The organism is Halodurantibacterium flavum, assembly GCF_042681825.1.
Lineage (GTDB): Bacteria > Pseudomonadota > Alphaproteobacteria > Rhodobacterales > Rhodobacteraceae > Halodurantibacterium > Halodurantibacterium flavum.
Map to the genome: position 1 here is coordinate 12672 of NZ_JBHUGH010000035.1, position 18120 is coordinate 30791.

General features: G+C 62.7%; 15 protein-coding genes and 1 pseudogene. 5 read left to right on the plus strand and 11 right to left on the minus strand.

The genetic code is table 11. The features are described from left to right. Positions 1 to 3: 3 nt before the first annotated feature. The 4 genes and pseudogenes from ACFSGJ_RS18345 to istA form a co-directional block, all read left to right on the plus strand. Entirely contained in the window at positions 4 to 2418 is a 2415-nt protein-coding gene (locus ACFSGJ_RS18345; RefSeq protein ID WP_390265267.1) for a transketolase-like TK C-terminal-containing protein, read from the plus strand. A 96-nt stretch (positions 2419 to 2514) separates the two neighbouring features. After that, on the plus strand, positions 2515 to 3756 hold the full coding sequence (locus ACFSGJ_RS18350; protein WP_390265270.1) for a CaiB/BaiF CoA transferase family protein: 1242 nt from the start codon (positions 2515 to 2517) through the stop codon (positions 3754 to 3756). After that, positions 3753 to 4658 carry a hydroxymethylglutaryl-CoA lyase gene (locus ACFSGJ_RS18355; RefSeq protein WP_390265273.1) on the plus strand — a complete coding sequence of 302 codons (906 nt, stop codon included), beginning with the start codon at positions 3753 to 3755 and terminating at the stop codon, positions 4656 to 4658. The genes ACFSGJ_RS18350 and ACFSGJ_RS18355 overlap by 4 nt, the downstream gene beginning before the upstream one ends. 156 nt (positions 4659 to 4814) lie before the next feature. Further along, positions 4815 to 5435 (plus strand): annotated as a pseudogene (gene istA, locus ACFSGJ_RS18360) (IS21 family transposase); the annotation flags it as partial. Between the two features lie 448 nt (positions 5436 to 5883). On the opposite strand, the gene ACFSGJ_RS18365 reads toward istA, so the two are convergent. The 6 genes from ACFSGJ_RS18365 to ACFSGJ_RS18390 all read right to left on the minus strand — a co-directional run bounded on the left by ACFSGJ_RS18365 (position 5884) and on the right by ACFSGJ_RS18390 (position 12872). Next, positions 5884 to 8229, minus strand: coding sequence for a UvrD-helicase domain-containing protein (locus ACFSGJ_RS18365; protein ID WP_390265275.1), 2346 nt, complete (start codon positions 8227 to 8229; stop codon positions 5884 to 5886). Next, complete coding sequence (brxC, locus tag ACFSGJ_RS18370) at positions 8172 to 9524, minus strand: BREX system P-loop protein BrxC (protein WP_390265278.1); 1353 nt, start codon at positions 9522 to 9524, stop codon at positions 8172 to 8174. Before brxC ends, ACFSGJ_RS18365 begins: the two co-directional genes overlap by 58 nt. Before the next feature lie 3 nt (positions 9525 to 9527). Then, on the minus strand, positions 9528 to 10133 hold the full coding sequence (locus ACFSGJ_RS18375; protein WP_010336175.1) for a DUF1788 domain-containing protein: 606 nt from the start codon (positions 10131 to 10133) through the stop codon (positions 9528 to 9530). Beyond that, positions 10133 to 10735 (minus strand): DUF1819 family protein, encoded by a 603-nt coding sequence (locus ACFSGJ_RS18380; protein ID WP_069709526.1) that lies wholly within the window; start codon positions 10733 to 10735, stop codon positions 10133 to 10135. The genes ACFSGJ_RS18375 and ACFSGJ_RS18380 overlap by 1 nt, the downstream gene beginning before the upstream one ends. Continuing rightward, entirely contained in the window at positions 10732 to 11634 is a 903-nt protein-coding gene (locus tag ACFSGJ_RS18385; RefSeq protein ID WP_009450526.1) for a WYL domain-containing protein, read from the minus strand. Before ACFSGJ_RS18385 ends, ACFSGJ_RS18380 begins: the two co-directional genes overlap by 4 nt. 266 nt (positions 11635 to 11900) lie before the next feature. Beyond that, a complete protein-coding gene (locus ACFSGJ_RS18390; protein WP_075657532.1) occupies positions 11901 to 12872 on the minus strand; it encodes a LysR family transcriptional regulator in 972 nt (323 codons plus the stop codon). 207 nt (positions 12873 to 13079) lie between these two features. Here ACFSGJ_RS18390 and ACFSGJ_RS18395 point away from each other — a divergent pair, with 207 nt between their 5' ends. Next, positions 13080 to 13709: a TetR/AcrR family transcriptional regulator gene (locus ACFSGJ_RS18395; RefSeq protein WP_390265283.1), complete on the plus strand. Its 630-nt coding sequence runs from the start codon at positions 13080 to 13082 to the stop codon at positions 13707 to 13709. Here the strand turns inward: ACFSGJ_RS18395 and ACFSGJ_RS18400 are convergent. The 5 genes from ACFSGJ_RS18400 to trbL are packed head-to-tail and all read right to left on the minus strand — an operon-like array spanning position 13704 to position 18118. Continuing rightward, entirely contained in the window at positions 13704 to 13925 is a 222-nt protein-coding gene (locus ACFSGJ_RS18400; protein WP_113944565.1) for a DUF2274 domain-containing protein, read from the minus strand. The genes ACFSGJ_RS18395 and ACFSGJ_RS18400 overlap by 6 nt on opposite strands. Before the next feature lie 2 nt (positions 13926 to 13927). After that, the gene (locus ACFSGJ_RS18405) at positions 13928 to 15061 is read right to left on the minus strand and encodes a TraB/TrbI/VirB10 family type IV secretion system protein (RefSeq protein ID WP_390265286.1); all 1134 of its coding nucleotides are present in this window, start codon (positions 15059 to 15061) and stop codon (positions 13928 to 13930) included. Beyond that, the gene (gene trbG, locus ACFSGJ_RS18410) at positions 15058 to 16071 is read right to left on the minus strand and encodes a P-type conjugative transfer protein TrbG (protein ID WP_113944563.1); all 1014 of its coding nucleotides are present in this window, start codon (positions 16069 to 16071) and stop codon (positions 15058 to 15060) included. The genes ACFSGJ_RS18405 and trbG overlap by 4 nt, the downstream gene beginning before the upstream one ends. Then, a complete protein-coding gene (gene trbF, locus ACFSGJ_RS18415) occupies positions 16068 to 16757 on the minus strand; it encodes a conjugal transfer protein TrbF (RefSeq protein WP_020818572.1) in 690 nt (229 codons plus the stop codon). Before trbF ends, trbG begins: the two co-directional genes overlap by 4 nt. Next, positions 16754 to 18118 carry a P-type conjugative transfer protein TrbL gene (trbL, locus tag ACFSGJ_RS18420; protein WP_390265290.1) on the minus strand — a complete coding sequence of 455 codons (1365 nt, stop codon included), beginning with the start codon at positions 18116 to 18118 and terminating at the stop codon, positions 16754 to 16756. Before trbL ends, trbF begins: the two co-directional genes overlap by 4 nt. Positions 18119 to 18120: the final 2 nt, after the last annotated feature.

Genomic DNA, 18120 nt, shown 5'->3' on the forward strand with positions numbered 1-18120 from the left:
CTGATGACGACGACGGCCCCCGCACTTTCGCCCGCCGCCGGCGGCAATCTGCCGCTTCGCCCGGCGGATCTTGCGCATCTTGATACCCTGCACCGGCGGCTTCTGTGGCTGTCCTGCTGGACGATTCACCACGCAAACCATCTGCGCAACAAGGGCGAAGGCGAGGTGAAGGTGGGTGGGCATCAGGCCTCTTCGGCCTCGATGGCCGCGATCCTTGCGGCGCTCTATTTCCACGTGCTTCGCCCCGAGGATCGGGTGTCGGTCAAGCCTCATGCCGGACCAGTGTTTCACGCGATCCAATATATGATGGGCGCCCAGACCCGGGACCGGCTGATGGCCTTTCGCGGTTACGGCGGCGTGCAGAGTTATCCGTCACGCACCAAGGACGTAGACGATGTGGATTTCTCGACCGGCTCGGTCGGTCTGGGTGCCTCGATAACGATCTTTGCCAGTCTCGTGCAGGATTATCTGCAATGCCACGGCCGGAAGGCACCTCTTGGCCGAATGGTGGCGCTGATCGGCGATGCCGAGCTTGACGAGGGAAACATCTACGAGGCGTTGCAGGAAGGCTGGAAACACGATCTGCGCAACGTCTGGTGGGTGATCGACTATAACCGTCAGAGCCTTGACGGCGTGGTGCGCGAGGGGCTTTTCGGGCAGATCGAGGCAAGTTTCGCCACCTTCGGATGGCGGGTGGTGCGGTTGAAATACGGCGCGCTGCAGCGGGCCGCCTTTGCCGAACCGGGCGGCGAAAAGCTGCGGGACTGGATCGACGCCTGTCCGAATGCGCTTTATTCCGCGCTGACGTTCCAGGGCGGGGCAGCGTGGCGCAAGCGCTTGCTGGACGATCTCGGCGATCAGGAGCCGGTATCGGCCCTGATCGGGCGGCGCAGCGATACCGAGCTCGCCGCAATGATGGAGAACCTCGGCGGCCATTGCCTGGCCAGCCTATGCGAAGCCTTTGATGCCGCGACCGGACCCCAGCCCACCGTGTTCCTCGCCTATACGATCAAGGGATGGGGCACGCCGCTTGCCGGGCACAAGGACAATCACGCCGGACTGATGACACCTGCGCAGTTCGCCCAGTTCCAGCAGGCGATGGCCGTGCCGGTAGGCGCCGAATGGGAACCCTTCGCCGGCGTTCCGGACGAAGCGGGCCTGCGCGAATTCCTGTCGCGCGTTCCCTTCTTCGCGAAGGGTCAACGCCGCTTCACGGCGCCGGCCCTGCCGGTTCCGCCGCTGGTCTCCATAGCCGATCCGGTGATCTCGACGCAGGCGGGCTTCGGCAAAATCCTCGACGAGGTGGCACGGTCGGGCGGGCCGCTGGCCGACCGTGTGATCACCACATCGCCGGACGTGACGGTCTCCACCAACCTCGGTGGTTGGGTGAACCGGCGCGGACTCTTCGCGCGCACAGCCGAGGGAGACACATTCAGGGACGAACGCATCCCTTCGGCGCAGAAATGGGCCTTCTCGCCCGAAGGCCAGCATATCGAACTCGGCATTGCCGAGATGAACCTGATGACCATGCTTGGCGCGGCGGGTCTGTCGCAAGGTCTTTTCGGCGAAAGACTGATCCCGATCGGCACGCTCTATGACCCTTTCGTCGCCCGCGGCCTCGATGCGCTGATCCACGCCTGCTATCAGGATGCGCGTTTCCTGCTGGTCGGCACGCCCTCCGGGGTGACACTCGCGCCCGAGGGCGGTGCGCATCAGTCGATCGGCACGCCGCTCATCGGCATGGCCCTGGATGGACTTGCCGCCTTCGAACCGGCTTTCGTCGATGAACTGTCGATCATCATGGACTGGTCCTTCCAGCATCTCCAGCGTCACGGCGGGCAGGATCCCGACCCGCGCACCTGGCTTGCCGATGCCGCCGGCGGCTCGGTCTATCTGCGGCTTTCGACCCGGCCGGTGGAACAACCCTTGCGCCGCCACGATCCGCAGTTTGCTCATGGTGTGATCGACGGCGCCTACTGGGTGCGCGAACCGGGCCCGAATGCCGAGGTCGTGATCGCCTATCAGGGCGCCGTCGCGCCCGAGGCCATCGCGGCGGCGGCGCAGGTCGCCCAGGGGCGGCGCGACGTGGGCGTCCTTGCCGTGACCTCTGCCGACCGGCTGCACGCCGGATGGACGGCGGCACGGCGTGCGGCGGGCCGCGTGTCGCAGGCCGACCGCCTGCTCGGACGGCTGCCGCCGCACTGCCTGATCGTCACGGTAATCGATGGTCATTCCGCGACCCTGGCCTGGCTGGGCGCCGTCCAGGGGCACCGGACCGTGCCGCTGGGTGTCGAGCGTTTCGGCCAGACCGGCACCATCGCCGAGCTCTACCGTCATTTCGGCATCGATACCGCCGCCATCGTCTCGGCCGTGAACCTGAACAGCCCCGGGCGACCACTCGCCGTCGTCCGGGGCTGAACGATGAACTGGAGCCGGCAGCAGTCCGGGCTTATATGAAGCATGCTTATATGATTCCGGCCTCGCCCGAGGCGGATGAAACCGAAAGGACCGAACGTGAGCGCCCGATCCGCCCCTCTGCCGCCGCTTGATGGCATCCGCATCGTCGAAATCGGCCATTTCATCGCCGCCCCCTTCGCCAGCCGAATTCTCGGGGATCTTGGCGCCGAGATCATCAAGATCGAACCGCCGGGGGGCGACCCCGTCCGCAGCTGGGGTGCGCAGGCCAACGGCGCCTCGCTGTGGTGGAGCGTGCACGGCCGCAACAAGCGCTCGGTGGTGGTCGATCTCAAGCAGCCCGAAGGGATCGAGGCTGTCGGGCGGATCATCGCCAGGTCAGACGCGCTGATCGAGAATCTGCGCCCCGGCGGACTGGCGCGCCTCGGCTTCGACCACGAGAGGCTGCAAGACCTGCGACCGGGTCTTATCGTGGCACATGTCTCGGGTTACGGTCAAACTGGTCCGACGCGCGACCGTGCGGCCTTCGGCGTCATCGGTGAAGCGATCGGTGGATTGCGCTACCTGACCGACCACCCACCAGGCACCACGGACCTGCCACCTCCTCGCGTCGGCATCAGCATCGGCGATTCGATCGCCGGTCTCTATGCGGCAATCGGCGTTCTTGCCGGGCTCGTCCGTCGCAATCACCGAGCATTGCAAGGCACGCAGAACGACGGCATCTGCACCGTCGATGTCGCGCTGACCGAGGCGGTGCTATCCCTGATGGAAGGGATCGTGACCGAATACGGCGCCCTGGGGCTCGTGCGCCAGCCAGTCGGGTCACGCATCGCCTCAGCCGCGCCGAGCAATGCCTATGCTTCCGCCGATGGCCGCAGGGTGATTATCGCGGCGAATTCCGATCTGCTCTATCAGCGTCTCATGAAGCTGATCGGGCGCGAGGATCTGGCGGCGCGGCCCGAGTTGCAAAACAACGCCGGCCGCCTTGATCACGCGGACGAGATCGACGCGGCCATTTCCGCCTTTTCGTGTAGGTTCGACGCAAGGCAACTGGCCGCGATTCTTGTCGAGGCCGACATTCCCTCGACCCTCATCTACACCGCCGCCGACATCGCCGACGATCCGCAGTTTCGAGACCGCGGCATGGTGCGCGAGGTCAGCGATCCGCGCCACGGCACTCTGCTCCATCCCGGAATCGTGCCGCATTTTCCCGAGTGCCCCGGCGCGATCCGAAATACCGGCCCGGAAGCCGGGCAGGATACCGATGCGGTTCTCTCCGGGATCGCCGGCTATTCGATGGATGAGATCGACCAATTGCGGAAACAGGGAGTGATTGCATGACTTCTGTCCAGATCGTCGAAGTCGGGCCGCGCGACGGGTTCCAGAACATCGGCCCCTTCATCCCGACCGAGACCAAGATCGCCATGATCCGCGATCTTACTGCGGCCGGATTGCGCCGGATGGAGGTTACCTCCTTCGTTAGCCCGCGCGCCATTCCACAGCTTGCCGATGCGGCCGAGGTTCTGGCCGATGTCCTTGCGCAGGGTGCCACCATGCCGCAGGTTCTCGTGCCCAATGCCCGCTATGGGCAGAAGGCAATCGACGCCGGGGCGCGGTTCCTGTCCTATGCCATATCGGTTTCCGAAAGCCACAGCCGGTCCAATGTGCGCGCCACGCCGCACGAGGCTCTGGCCGATTACGCCCGGCTCGTCGCCGAGGCGCCTGCCGGGGTGCGGATGCGGATCAATCTCGCCACCGCCTTCCACTGTCCCTATGAGGGCATGACCCAACCCGCCGCGGTCCTCACGCTTCTGGGCCGAAGCTTGGAGATCTGCCCCGACGCCGAGGTTTGCCTTTGCGACACCACAGGGCGCGGCACGCCTGCGCAGGTAGCGGCGCTATTCGAGGCGGCGATGACGGCCTATCCGGAGGTCTCGGCTTGGGCGATGCATGCACACGACACTTATGGCCATGGCACAGCAAATGTGCGCGCGGCCTACGACCGCGGCGTGCGCATCTTCGATTCAGCGATCGGCGGGCTTGGCGGCTGTCCCTATGCCCCAGGTGCCAGCGGCAATGTCGCAACCGAGGACGTTGTGCGTTTGTTCGGTGATTGCGGCGTCGAGACCGGCGTGGACCTTGCGGCCCTGATGCCGCTTGCGACCGCGGCCTCCTCCCTGCCGGGCGTGAAATGGAGCTGCAGCACGGTCGCCGCAGAGGCGGGCGCCGCTCGCTTGGTCTAAGGGGCTCTATTGAAAGCGTGGATGCATTAAAACCTGAGAGCGGCGGTGCAAAATTAGTCCACGGTAGCGGCGGGATAGTCCCGCTGCGGGCGGCGTAAAAGCCGGCCACCTATTTTCCTTCTGCAGTGAGCGCAGGAGGGTTTGGGGATCTACACCGTGGAACTTTATTTGAAGGTGCGACTGGCGTGCTCGGAAGGGATGAGCAGGCGTCAGGCTGCAAAGCATTTCAACATATCGCGCGACAGCGTGGCCAAGATGCTGTCGTATTCGACGCCGCCGGGCTATCAGCGCCGGTCACCCATCCGGCGGCCGAAGCTTGATGCATTTGTCTCTACCATCGATCATTGGCTTGATGACGACCTGAAGATGCCGCGCAAGCAGCGCCATACGGCCAAGCGGGTTTTCCACCGTCTCCGCGACGAATGCGGGTTCACCGGCGGCTACACGATCATCAAGGACTATATGCGCGAGCGGGAACAGCGACGCCAGGAAGTGTTCGTGCCGCTGTCGCATCCAGCGGGGCATGGGCAGGCCGATTTCGGCGAGGCGATGGTCGTCATCGGCGGCGTGGAGCGGAAGGCGCACTTCTTTGTGCTCGACCTGCCGCATAGCGACGGCTGCTATGTGCGGGCCTATCCGGCGGCGGTGGCTGAGGCCTGGGTCGACGGTCACATCCATGCCTTTGCCTTCTTCGGGGCCGTGCCGCAGTCGATCGTCTCCGACAACGACCGTTGCCTTGTGGCGAAGATCCTGCCCGACGGCACGCGCAAGCGGGCATTCAGCTCCAACAGCTCTCTGCCAGCGCTATGTATGCGGAACGCGCCGTAGCGGCTGCCCTGCACGAACCCGAGTGCGACCAGAGGCTGCACCATCGCCATGCGGATCGGCTGAACCACATAAGTTCCGCGACGCCTGAGATTGTGGAAACTGCTATCCTTCAAGCCCTGCATCTTCCTCGCCCCTCGCACACGGCGATCCTGCGGGCCCGCGATGACTTCAAGCATGACGCGCGCTTCGACCGCGTTGCCGACAGGCAGTGCCGGCACACCAAGTTCCTCGGCGATAGAGATCGCCAGAACCGACCAAAGGATGGGCATGGGAAACCACATGCCGCCGATTCCGGGGACCGCCCGATCATTGAAATGACGAACCGCCGCCGCAAGCCCAAGGTTCTGCTGGCGCCGTTGCGAAACCACGGTATCGGGCGCAAGTATTCCCCAGGGCATCAGTTAACTCTGGCCTGTGCGAAAGCTCCCGCTGACGCGCCCTCATCTGCCAGTTCCAGCCAACCGTGATCGACCCAGAACACCGCCACGCCCTGCAGTGGATGCTGCGGGTATAGTCCGGCCAACAGTCCGGCATAGCTGGAAAGCTGTGGCCAATAGGGGCCAAACCCGTCACCGCCGCCGCCGGATTTATGGTCGATCAGCATCGCGCCTGCCGGGCCGATGGCGAGAAGGTCGAGGGCACCGGGGATCTCTGCACCCTCGGGCGTGTGGCCAAGCACCGGAATCTCGGCGCGCAGGTCCGTATAGCCCTGATCGGCAAGCCAGGCTTTCAGCGCCGTGGCGCGCTCGGCCACTAGCGCAAGAGTGGCGTCGTCAAGCCCGGTCGCGAGAGCCAAAGCCGGGGCCAGATCGGGCCGGGTCAGGTATGTGCGCAGCGCCAGATGCAGTGCTGTGCCGCGGTAGGCATCGTTCAGTGCCTTTGGCCAGGGTGCTCCGATGTTGATACGGCGGGACACGGGCGGCACCCCCGCACTACGGGTTTGCGAGGGCTGCAGCCGCCAGGGCGTCAGCGGTGTCACGGGCAACGGCGCAGCGGCACCGAATCGCAGCGCTGAGGCTGCCGCACCGCCTGCGTACTCGGTAAATCCCGCCTCTTCAGGCAGTTGCGTGATCAGCGCCGGGCAATCCACGCCATTGATGCGCAGGCTGCCCGCCCCGATCTGCGGCGCGCAAGTATCGGACAGGATATGAAACAGGTTCGTAGCCTCGGGCGCGTCTTCTTCGCGGTCCTTCAGAAAACCCGGCCATTCCAGCACCATCCGGTCACGGGCACGGGTCAGGGCGACATAGAGAAGGTTTTTCGCATTGGTTTCAAAATCGGCGCGGCGGTCTTCGATGAAACGGCGGGTCGCCTCGGGCGCGGCAAAGCCGGGCGTGTGGATCAGGCTCGCGGACCCCAGCACCACCGCCATATCGTCGATGCGGTCCAGGGCATCGAAACGGGTCGCAGTGGCCCCCGCACGTTCCTCAATGCCATAGTCGAACTCGGCGACGACAGTGATCGGCCATTCCCGCCCTTTGGAGGCGTGCCAGGTGACGATCTCCACCGCCTCGGCGCTGTTGGCGGAAGGATCGGGATGACGGTCGAAATCGCGCTCGCTCCCACGGGCGTCGAGCCAGCCGAGAAAGACCTTGGCAGTCTCGCCGTGGAACCCCGAGGCGGATTTGAGGTCGCGATGCGCGGCTTCGAACTCACCCGCCTCAGCCTCTAGCCGCAAAAGATCGGCACGGGATTGGGCGGCGTCAGGCTGACGTTCCGCCCAGAGGCGCAGGCCGGCGGCATCCAACACCAGATCAAGGGCCGCACCCACCGGCAGGCGGGCCAAAAGGTTCGACAGAGCGGCGAGCCGCATCAGCACCGGGTCATCCACCAACCGCCCTTCCATTTGGGCGGATAGCGCCTCCTGCAAGGGCAGCGGGTCCGGGCCAAGCGTGCGCAAGAGCAGCCCGGCATGGATATCCGCCGGATTGGCGGCAAAGGCCAGCGCGGCGCGGGCGGCAACAATCACCGGGCTTTTCGCCCAGCCATCCTCGGCGATCCGCACCGGAACGCCGCGCGCGCGCAGTTCCTCGGCATAGCGGGCAGCGGTGGTGTGGCGACAGACCAACAGCGCGATATCCGAGGGCCGAGCCGGTCGGGCGGCCTTCGTGTGGCGGTCGGTGATAGTCTCAGTATCAGTCAGGATACGGGCGATGCGCTCGGCGATGTGTTCTGGGGGCTGCGAATACTTTTGTGAGCGCCGTCCCTGCGTAGCGTTCAGCACCTCGATCGCGGGACCTGCGACCGCATCGCGGGTCGGCACCAGCGGGTTATAGCCCTGCCCAAAGAGGCCAGCCCCCATCGCATTGACGAATTGCATAATGGCTGGGGTCGAGCGCCAGTTGCGGTCCAAAGGCTGGGTCGCATCGGGATTTGCCGCCGCCAGCGCTGTGGACAGGCGCGGATCGGCGCCCTGAAACCCCATGATCGACTGTTTGACATCGCCCACCAGCAGTGTGCGCGGCGCGTGCTGGCCCAACTGCCACAAAAGCGCGAATTGCACGGGGTTGGTGTCCTGGAATTCGTCGATGATGACGCAGTCGATCTCGTCCAGCACCGCTTGCCGCACGGCGAGGTCGGTGCGGAGCAGGCGCTCAGCCCCGGTGATCATGTCAGCAAAGTCGATCAGGCCGAGCGCCTTCTTGCGGGCCTCATAGGCCGCCATCACCTCTTGCGCGCAGGCGATCAGGCAGGACAGGTGCAGCTTAGCATCGGCCAGCGGGCCGGGATGGCAGGGCAGCACAGCTTTTTGGCCACCTCCTGAAACACCCCCAGCATAGAGCGTTCGCCGACCGAGCTGTGCTTGCCCTCAAACGCGTTATGTTGCGAGAGGCCCATGATCGCGCGCTGGAATAGGTCATACTGGTAGTTCGGGAACGGGTAGCTCGCGACGAACTGGTCTTTTCCGGAGAAGTTCCTGAACTTGAAGGAATTATCGCCGAAATCGAACAAAGTGCGCAGGTTGTTTTCCTCAGCATCATAAAGATTGCCAAGGGTGATCTGACCAGCCTCGGTCTTGGCCAGCAGACGGCGCTGGATGACTTCGGCCACATCCTGAGAGTTCAGCGGCATCCGGTTGGCAAAGCGCGCCTGGATTTTCGAGAAGTCATTTTCTTGCTGCGCCGTCAGGTCCCCGATGACCGAACCCATGTCCTGCTGGGCGGTGACGACAATCCAGGCCTGCCCCTTGCACTTCGTGTTCAGGCTTTCGGCAATGGTTTGCAGGTTCGTCATGAGCTTGACGTTGTCGGCGATATACTGCCCCACCTCATCGACGAAGAAATTCAGCCGGAACTTCGGCCCCTGCGCATCGATCCATGACTTCACCATATTGGCGAAATCCTCGATCGAAACCTTCGTATCCTTACGATACTGGCCAAGAATATCCTTGACCTCATCGCCCGTGACCTCGGCAAAGGCGGCGGCAATGTGCTTGCCTTCCATCAGAGCCTGTTCGCGCCCGCGCTCCCAAGGCTTTCCGGAAGATTGCGCAAAGGCCGCCTTGAAGGCATCGAGCTTGCCTCGACTGTCCAGATCACGCTCGAACTGCGCGATATGCGGGAGCTTGCCATAGTAGCCGCACATCTCGTCAAAGACCTTCTGGAAGACGGCGAGAAGCGCATCGACATCCGCCTTCGAGATCACATCCGCCTTCTGGTCGATATTGAACAAGACCGACCGGGATGGAATCGACACTGCCTTGCGCAAAGCCCCCGCCAGCATCGGGTTGCCCGCAAGCTTCCGCTCAAAGATTTCGACGGCACGCTGCCCTTCGACCTCGTCATTCTCCAGCAGAAGGGCGAGCATCTTCAGCAGGTGAGACTTACCTGACCCGAAGAAGCCAGAAATCCACACGCCGTTCGCGGTATCATAATTGTTGTAGGCGTCGAGGAATTGCTCCAGCCGAGCGCCGATCTCATTGGTGATGACATATTCATCGAGCTCGGTCAGGAGGCTGGCCTTGTCGTCAGCCTTGATCACCCCATCGATCGAACGGTCGACCGGCTTGGCAAAGATATCACGCAGAAAAGTAGCCATCGGTCAGACCTCGTAATTCATGATATTGAACGCGCGGTAGTATTTGTCGTCATGGAGTAAGCCGAACAATTCCAGCGATGCTCCTGTCGCCAGCGCGTGCGTGTATTTTCCCGGAAAGAACATGACCGTCGGGCGATCTTTCGCGGTGCTTTGCAGGTTGTTGAGTACGTTGTGCGACCGCAGGTAGGGGTAAACCTCGCCTACGCCTGACAGGAAGATCACGTCGTGCGGGACTTCTTCGATGTGCCGCGCAATCTCTGGAATGAGGTGTGCCTGCGGGTCCAGAACCCCCTGCAACAGTTCCTTGAGCTCCGCCTTTTCCGTTTCGGCTTCAACCTCAAGGATCTGCTCGAAGATACCCCGGTCTTCGAGGATCCTGATCGAAAGGTCATAGAGATCAATATCAAGTACGCGCACACCGGCGTGGCTCAGCCGGGCGATCAGATCCTCGCGATCCTCGCCCAGGCTCAGTCCGTCTTCGGCATCAAAAGCGCAGATAAAAAAGGGAACCTCGTTTCCCAGCCCTTGCTTTTGCAAGAACCGATCGCTGGAAACTACCCTGAATAGGTGCTCGGCGCGGGCGCGCCGATCAGTTTTCGTGCCCACCATTACCCCCCATTTCCGGGAAAGACCTGCAAGTCCGCCGGATTACTCTCCTCAATCAGCCGCTTCATGCGCCCCGATAACCAAATCGGCTGAATTCTACCCTCGACGCTTATCAAACCAACTTCACGTAGTATCCGAAACAAGACCTGACGCAATTTTGCGCAGGTTGAAGCTGAAAGAGCGGCGAGGCCGGGATCGCTTTCAGCCTTCTCCGCGAGAAAGCGGTCAAAAACCTCATGGCCCAGGTCGAGCCGCCATGATTGGTAGCGTTCGCTGATCACCTCGACTGCGAATTCGTGGACAAAACGATAGGTCCGGCAGACCGCCAGCCACATCATCGCCTGCTGCTCGGCGCGGTCAGCCTCTACCGACAGGTAATGACGTTCGGCATCGGAGAGATGGCCTATCCGGTCGTACACTTCACGAAGCGCGCGGGTTTGCGAGGCCAGTTTGGGTAAGGATGACGCGCCCTGGGCCAGCAACCGCTCACGAGCAGATGCCCAGTTCTCACCGGGTTGATAAGCTTGAGCAATCACGATGCTCTCATTGAGCATCAGCCCGCCCACGCCAAAGGACATCCGATATTTCGCTGCGGCCACCATCATTTAGGTACCGCCCCGCTTGCTGTGTCAGCCTCATCGAACTCATGCTGCGCACGCTCAAGGGCGGCGGCAACCTCGTCTTCGTCAGCCGCAACGATATGCTGGGTCCGGGGATCACGCAGCCTAGCCCCATCAAGGAGTCCTAGCCGCTTGAGCACATAGAACAGCATGGCGTAGCGAACTGTCAGCACAGCGCGCCCGTCCGCCATGTTGTAATCCTTTGCGACCACCGCCTGCTGACCGACCGACAGATCAGGATGCGGCACAAGGGTGATATCGAAGGTTTCCTGCCACAGCCGGTCCTGTGCCGCAGCAGCACCTGGCTCGCCGAACTCGCCGAATCCAAGGACACGCGAGAGCAGGAAATCCTTGAAGCGCTCCGTCTCATGGCACCAAGCCCGCACATGCCAGCGCAGACCATCAAAGCCGAAGGCATGCGGGGTGATACGCCGCCATGCCGGATCGGGCCGATCGCGGTTCATGGATTGGTAGTGAAGGTCCAGCGACCTTTCCTCCCGCACTGCCGCCAGAACTGAACGCAGAACTTCGGTATCGACCTTACGGCGCAAAGTCAGAGCGATATCCATGTCAGGCGGGGCAGCGAGCCAGTTCGCCCCCGCGTCGGCGAAACCTTCCGCCATCGATCGGAGCCGCATGAGATAGGCGTCCGGGTCCGGGTCTAGAAACACCGGCTGAAATTCCGGGCCGGCTACGTAGCGGCGAGCGCTTTTGTCATAGACCGCATTCTGCGGCGCACGCTCCTGATAATGGGTCAAGTCCTTTGACGCCTGCGGAACGGAGACGCCAAACGTATCGATCAGGTCAGAGCGATTGACACCCCCCTCCCAGAACAGGCGGAATTCGATGAACTCCAACCGCCTCTCGACACCCCATTTCAGCATTGCTCGTCCCGCCGCACTTGAAAGGATAAAAAGTATATGGGACACCTTGTGATGTCCGTATATTTTCTATTCTAACAAACCTCAAACTGTCAAGCCCGAGGAAGGCCGGATGCGCACCGTGTCACCGTGCACAAACACGGCGGGGCAAAAGCGCTATCGAAGTCGGTCAGCCTGGACGTGGGCAGGGCCACGACATCTTCGATACCGACACGGTCGATGTCGATTGCAGCCAATGCTACGGCGTGATCGTACAGTGCCGTCAAACCCTATTTTCGCCGGGCCAGCCCTGTCAGCGATCGTGCCAGGCTCAACAGCCGCCGAGACGCCGGATTGTCGTTTTGCGCGGACCAGACCATGCTGAACGGCAGCACCTCATCCGCAAGTTCCCGGTAGGTGATCCCTGGAAACTGGGCGACGGTCGTTGCTTCGCTCGTCAGAGTGAGGCCGCGACCGAGAGCGACCAGCGATAGGATATTGTCGCGGCCGACCTGCTGAGACTGAATATCGAGGTGGCGGCCGAGACCGGCAAGGTGAGCAACCAAATAGTCGTGGATCTCCTGACCCGGCGCAACGTCACTCACAATGAACCGCTCGGAGACCAAATCGCCCCATCCAAGTTCCGGCTTGCCCGTCAAAGGGTGGTTATCGGGCAGCACCACGAAAACCTTCTCGCACCATAAATGCTCCGCCTCACAGCCATCCCATGCCGCGGTTCCCGTGATGAATGCGACGTCCAGACAAAGTTTCCGGACAGCCGCGATGTGCTCGGGCGGATTGCCGTCAATAAGGTCGACCTGCACGTTCGGGTGGCGCGTGCCGAAGGCACGCAACAGATCGAACAGAAATCCTGACGCAAGGGACGAAAATATCCCGACCTTGATCAGCCCTTGCTCCGCCCGGCCAACCGCCGCCACCTTGGTCACCCCAATGTCGATCTGGCGAAGAGCATGGCGAGCGTTGCGCAGGAATTCCCGCCCGGCAACGGTCAACCGCACCCCGCCAGCATGGCGCATGAAAAGCGACGCCCCGAGTTCATCTTCGAGATCACGGATTCGTCGGCTGATGGAGGATTCCTGCACAGAAAGCGCGGCAGCAGCCTTGCGAAAACTCCCATAATCGACGGCGGCCACAAAATATCGCAACTGGTTCAGCCGGACCGCAGATGTGCCGGGTTTCCCCTCAACGACCTTTGTGAGGCTATCATCAGGCGAGGTCTGATTGTTCCCGATCACAGCCATGGTGCATCATCCGAAACAGCGTTCGGTTTCTGACGGGCACCCCGCCATCATCAACGCGAAAATCGATCTGTGTGCGTTCATCGGCTCTCCGCACATCCTCAAACTAAACGACGTTCAGTTACCGAATGCTGCTTCTTGACTTCCGGCCCGTCAACGAAAAAAGTAAATGTCGTTTAGTTTTCACGACAAGTTGCAACAGGCATCCGAATGGCCCGTCCCCGGAAAGAGCAAGAACTTGATATTGCTCGTCGCGCGATCGACGAAACGATCCGGCTGCTGTCAGAACGTGGCGACCTCGACGTACCGCTGACTGCGGTCGCGCACGCCATCGGTTGCACAGCGCCAGCGCTTTACGGCCATTTCCGCAACAAAAGCGCCTTGTTGCGCGCCGTTCGGGACGAAGGTTTCAACCAGCTCTACAGGGAAAAGCTGGCGGTCTTCCAGCAGATGCGCGGCAATCCATTCGGCTATTTGCGTGATGGCAGCTATGCCTATGTCCGCTTTGCCCTCGAAAACCCCACGCTGTACCGACTGATGTTCACACCGCCGCCACGGCTCGGAGTCAGCGATGATCCATGGTCGGGCGAAGCTGGAAGACAGATACTAAATCTATTGCTGGCGGGACTTCGCTGCTCTCAGGACCAAGGCTTTTTGCCCGGCATGGATCTGGGCCGTTACAGCTTCATGTTCTGGTCAACGGTACACGGCGCGGTGAGCCTCACCCTTCAGAACCGGAAAATGGATCAGACCGCCAAATGGGATGCGACACGAAAGGCCGTCGATACGTTGATGGAAATCATCGCCGCGACGTGCCATGACTCGCTCGGCACCTCATGAGCGAAACCTTCGGGCGCTGGCAAAGCCCCGATCTGTCGCAATGAACCGTTCCAGCATCGGCACAATCAACCTGACAGGATCGGCAGCGGGCTGGCCGGTTTCGCGAGCCAGCACTTCTGCATAGGCGGCAAGATCGCGGTGCAGCGGCCCCGGCAGTTCCACCGTCACCTTCACGGGCTTGTCTTCGATGAGGGGGCCGAGTTTCAGCTTCGTCATGGTCAGTTCCTATAAGGTTCGAGTACGAGATCGCGGGTAACGATGACCCTGACCGGGTAGCCCGGCCGGATCGTCAGGGTCGGCGCGACCTGCAACTGGCGCTGGACGATCTGTTGCCCGGCCTGATTGATGGTATCCTGCGCTCCGTCGCGGATGGCGCGGATCAGACGATCCTCGTCGTCGGTCGCCAGTTCCGTGCCGATGCCGAGCAGCGTGGACAGCCCCGCCGCTTTCATCAGATCCCACCAGTGGTAATCAACGCCATCTTCCAGCCCGGCATAGCCGGAAGCGTCCGCACCGGGCTGGCGCTCCAGCACGATGGAGCGGCCGTTGGGCAGGATCAGGCGGTTCCAGACCAGCAGCACGCGGCGCTGACCGAATTGCACACCGGCGTCATACTGACCGATGATGCGCGTTCCCTGCGGGATCAGCAGCAGACTGCCGGTCGGGCTGTCATAGACATTTTCCGTGACCTGCGCGGTGATCTGGCCGGGAAGGTCCGAGCGGATGCCGGTAATCATCGCCGCCGGGATTACGGCCCCTGCCTGAAGGATGTAGGGCGAGGCTGGCGCCATGATCCGATCCATGGCAACGGTCTGGCGATCCACCGGCCCATTCAGAAATGCCGTGTGGCGGTCCTGTGTTGCGGGCTGGCCACCAAGGTCAAGGCCAGCAAGGCCCGGCATATTGGAGCCAGGCGTCGTCGCTGATCTCTGCCCCGACTGGAAGAACACGGTGCTAAGACGTGCGGCTTCTTCCTCGGCAAGACGTCGCTCCTCGGCAGGATCACGGGTTGGTGTTACCATAGTGGGCGGCGTAACGGGTTGCCCCCTGTTCTGGGCATCCAGGATCGGGCCACCGAGATCGCCCGGCAATGCCGGCCCCAGGACCGGCCCGGTATAATCCTTCGGCAGACCTGCCAGTCCATCTGCCGTGGCGCGGTTCTCGGTCGAATAGAGTTCTTCACCGTTTCCGCTCATATCGCGCGTCTGGAGCGCATAGATCAGCGCCCCGCCGATGCCGAGGAGCGCGACGGCGCCAACACCGGCCAGCATTTTGCGCGACAGGCGCGTGACGCGCGGCGACTCGGCACGCAGACGCATCGGCGTTGGATTGGTGGTAGCCTCTTCGCTCATGACGGTTGCTCCCTGGTTTTGGCGGGCTGGGCAGCTTGCCTTTGCTCGATGCGAACGATCCTGACCATCTGCTGCTGCTTGCCGCTACCAAGACGCAACTCAGCCGCTCCGAACAGCCGATCAACGATCAAGATGTTCTGGTGAACGCGGGAATTGACGATCTGGGTCTCGCCCTCGGAACCGATGACGAAAATCGGTGGCATCTCTCCCTGCACGATGCCGCGCGGGAAAACGACATAGACACGGCGGCCATCATCGAAGACGGAAATCGGCCGCCATGGCGGCGTATCTCCGGTCAGGCCGTAACGATAGTTGCGTGCCGCCTCGATCGGGATGATGGGTGCTGCGGGAACGGTCTGGCGCTGACCGGCAGGCAGCGCCGGATAAGACCAGGATACGGACGGCATATAGAGCGCCTCGCGGGCGCGCAGCTCGATCATATAGGTGCGCCGATCAGTCGTCACCACGAGATTGGTTGAGATGTCGGATCGGGATGGTTTGACGAGAATATGGACCCGGCGCGACGTACCGCTCCCGCTCTCGGTATCGCCAATGATCCAGCGGGCGGTGTCTCCTGCCGCGATCGGTCCCGCGCCGGTCAGGCTTTCGCCCGGCTCCAGCGCAATATTGGTGATCTGGCCCGGTGCGGCATAGACCTGATAGAGCGCGCCTTCCGACCAGGGATAGATCTGGATGGCGTTATAGTAACCCTCGCGGCGCGGCTCGACGCGGGCGGCGGCATTGGCGTTCTCAACCCGGCCTGCCGGTGTTCCGGCAGCGGTTCCGCCGCGTGCGACCGCCCAGGCCGGCGGCGTGTGAAGCGGCCGAGGCCGGTCATCGGTGACAGCGGTCGGCACGACGGGCAACGCTGGCACATCGGCATCATAGCTGAACTGCGGCGTCTTGTTGGTGGCGCAGCCTGCCAGCATGGTGACCGAAAGCAACAAAGCTGCAAAGGCGGGTTTACGGAAAACCGGCAAGGCGGAATTGCGGGAAGACGCGATGGTCATTGGCTCATCTCCCGCGACCATGAAATTGCATTGACGTAGATGCCGAGCGGATTGGCGCGCAGACGCTCGGCATCGCGCGGCGTCTGGATCACGATGGTCAGGATCGCGGTCCAGCGCTCGGTCGTGGAAAGCTGCCCGTTCTCATAGTGACGCTCGGTCCAGGCGACGCGGAAGCTGTCGTTCGAGGCGCGTATGACGCTGGAAACCTCGACTGCGATCTGCTGGCGGCCGACACGGGTGAACGGATCATTGGCGCGGGCATAGTCGTTGAGCGCGGCCGCTCCCCTATCCGTGGTGAACTCATAGGCGCGCAGCCAGTTCTGGCGCACGATGATGGCATCCGCCGGGATCGAGCGCGTCTGCTCGATGAAACGGCCAAGATGGAAGGCGATCTGCGGATCGGTCGGACGGTAATCGGCGGTGGCTGCGGCGACGGTCTGGGCTTGGCCGAGATTATCGACCTGCACCACCCAGGGCACGACGGTCCCTCGCGCCGATTGCAGAACGAGCGCGGCAGCGAAGCCCGCCGAGAGGATCAGCGAGCCGAAGGCCATATAGCGCCAGTTCTTGGCCTGCACGCGAGCCGAGCCGATGCGCTCGTCCCAGACTTGTGCGGCTTTCTGGTAAGGCGTCTCGGGTTCGGGCGATTTGCCGTAATGGGTCGCTGGACGTCTGAAGATGTTCATGAGCGGTCACTTTCGGAGATGTTGACGGAAGAGCCGCCGCCGTGGCTGTCACCGGAGCGGACGGCATGGGCGGCCATGGTCGTGCCGTGATTGAGAGCCTGGCGGCGGTGCATCTGCTGCGCCCATGCAGGCGGGCCGCCCGCCGGTGCCGAGGCGGGTGCGGTAGCGCCGGCCACGCTCGCACCGCCGATTGTTCCCTGCGAGGACGATCCACCGGTGACGCCGAGCCCGGCGCGCGCGCCATCGGAGAAGCTGGATTTGACGCTTTCCGCTGCTTTCGAGGCCGTCCGTTTCAGGGGCGATGCGGCGGCTGAGCCTGCCGCGCGGGCAACACCGCCGAGGCCGGAGGCAACACCGGCAGCGCCTGACTGACCGAGCGATCCGACACTATAGGCGGCGCTCGCAGCACCTGCGGCAGCAGCACCGCCACGGACGGCAGCAACTCCACCCGACAGCGCCGCAGCTCCTCCCTTTGCGGCCATGCCTGCGGCAGCGCCGCCGGCGAGCATCATGCCGCCTGCGGCAAGGCCAGTTCCAACGGCGGCACCTGCACCAAGCTGCGGACCGCCGGAAACAAGACCGGAGGCGATGCCGGGTCCGAAAATGCCGAGGCCGAGAAGCGACAGCGCGGCCAGCACGATCGCCATGGCGTCGTCGATGGTCGGCGTTGCGCCACCAAAACCTGCGGTGAACTGGGAAAACAGCGACGAGCCGATGCCGATGATAACGGCCAGCACGAGAACCTTGATGCCGGAAGAGACGACGTTGCCGAGCACGCGCTCGGCCATGAAGGCGGTCTTGCCGAATAGGCCAAAGGGAATGAGGACAAAGCCCGCCAGCGTAGTCAGCTTGAACTCGATCAGCGTGACGAAGAGCTGCACGGCGAGAATGAAGAAGGCCAGCAGCACCAGCGCCCAGGCGAACATCAGACAGGCGATCTGGATGAAGTTCTCGAAGAACGACCAATAACCCATCATGTCCGAGATGGATTCGAGCAGCGGGCGACCGGCATCGAGGCCGGTCTGCGCCACCTTGCCGGGCCGAAGCAGATCGGCGGCAGAAAAGCCTGTGCCCGAACCTTTCAGGCCAAGACCTGCGAAGCTGTCGAAGATGATCTGGGCGAGATTGTTCCAGTTGCCGATCAGGTATGCGAAGACACCGACGAAGAGCGTCTTCTTGACGAGGCGTGCGATGATGTCGTCATCCGCACCCCAGGACCAGAACAATGCCGCCAGCGTTACGTCGATGACGATCAGCGTGGTGGCAATGAAGGCGACCTCGCCACCGAGCAGGCCGAAGCCGCTGTCGATATAGCTGGTGAAAACACCCAGAAAGTTGTCGATGACGCCGGTGCCGCCCATGG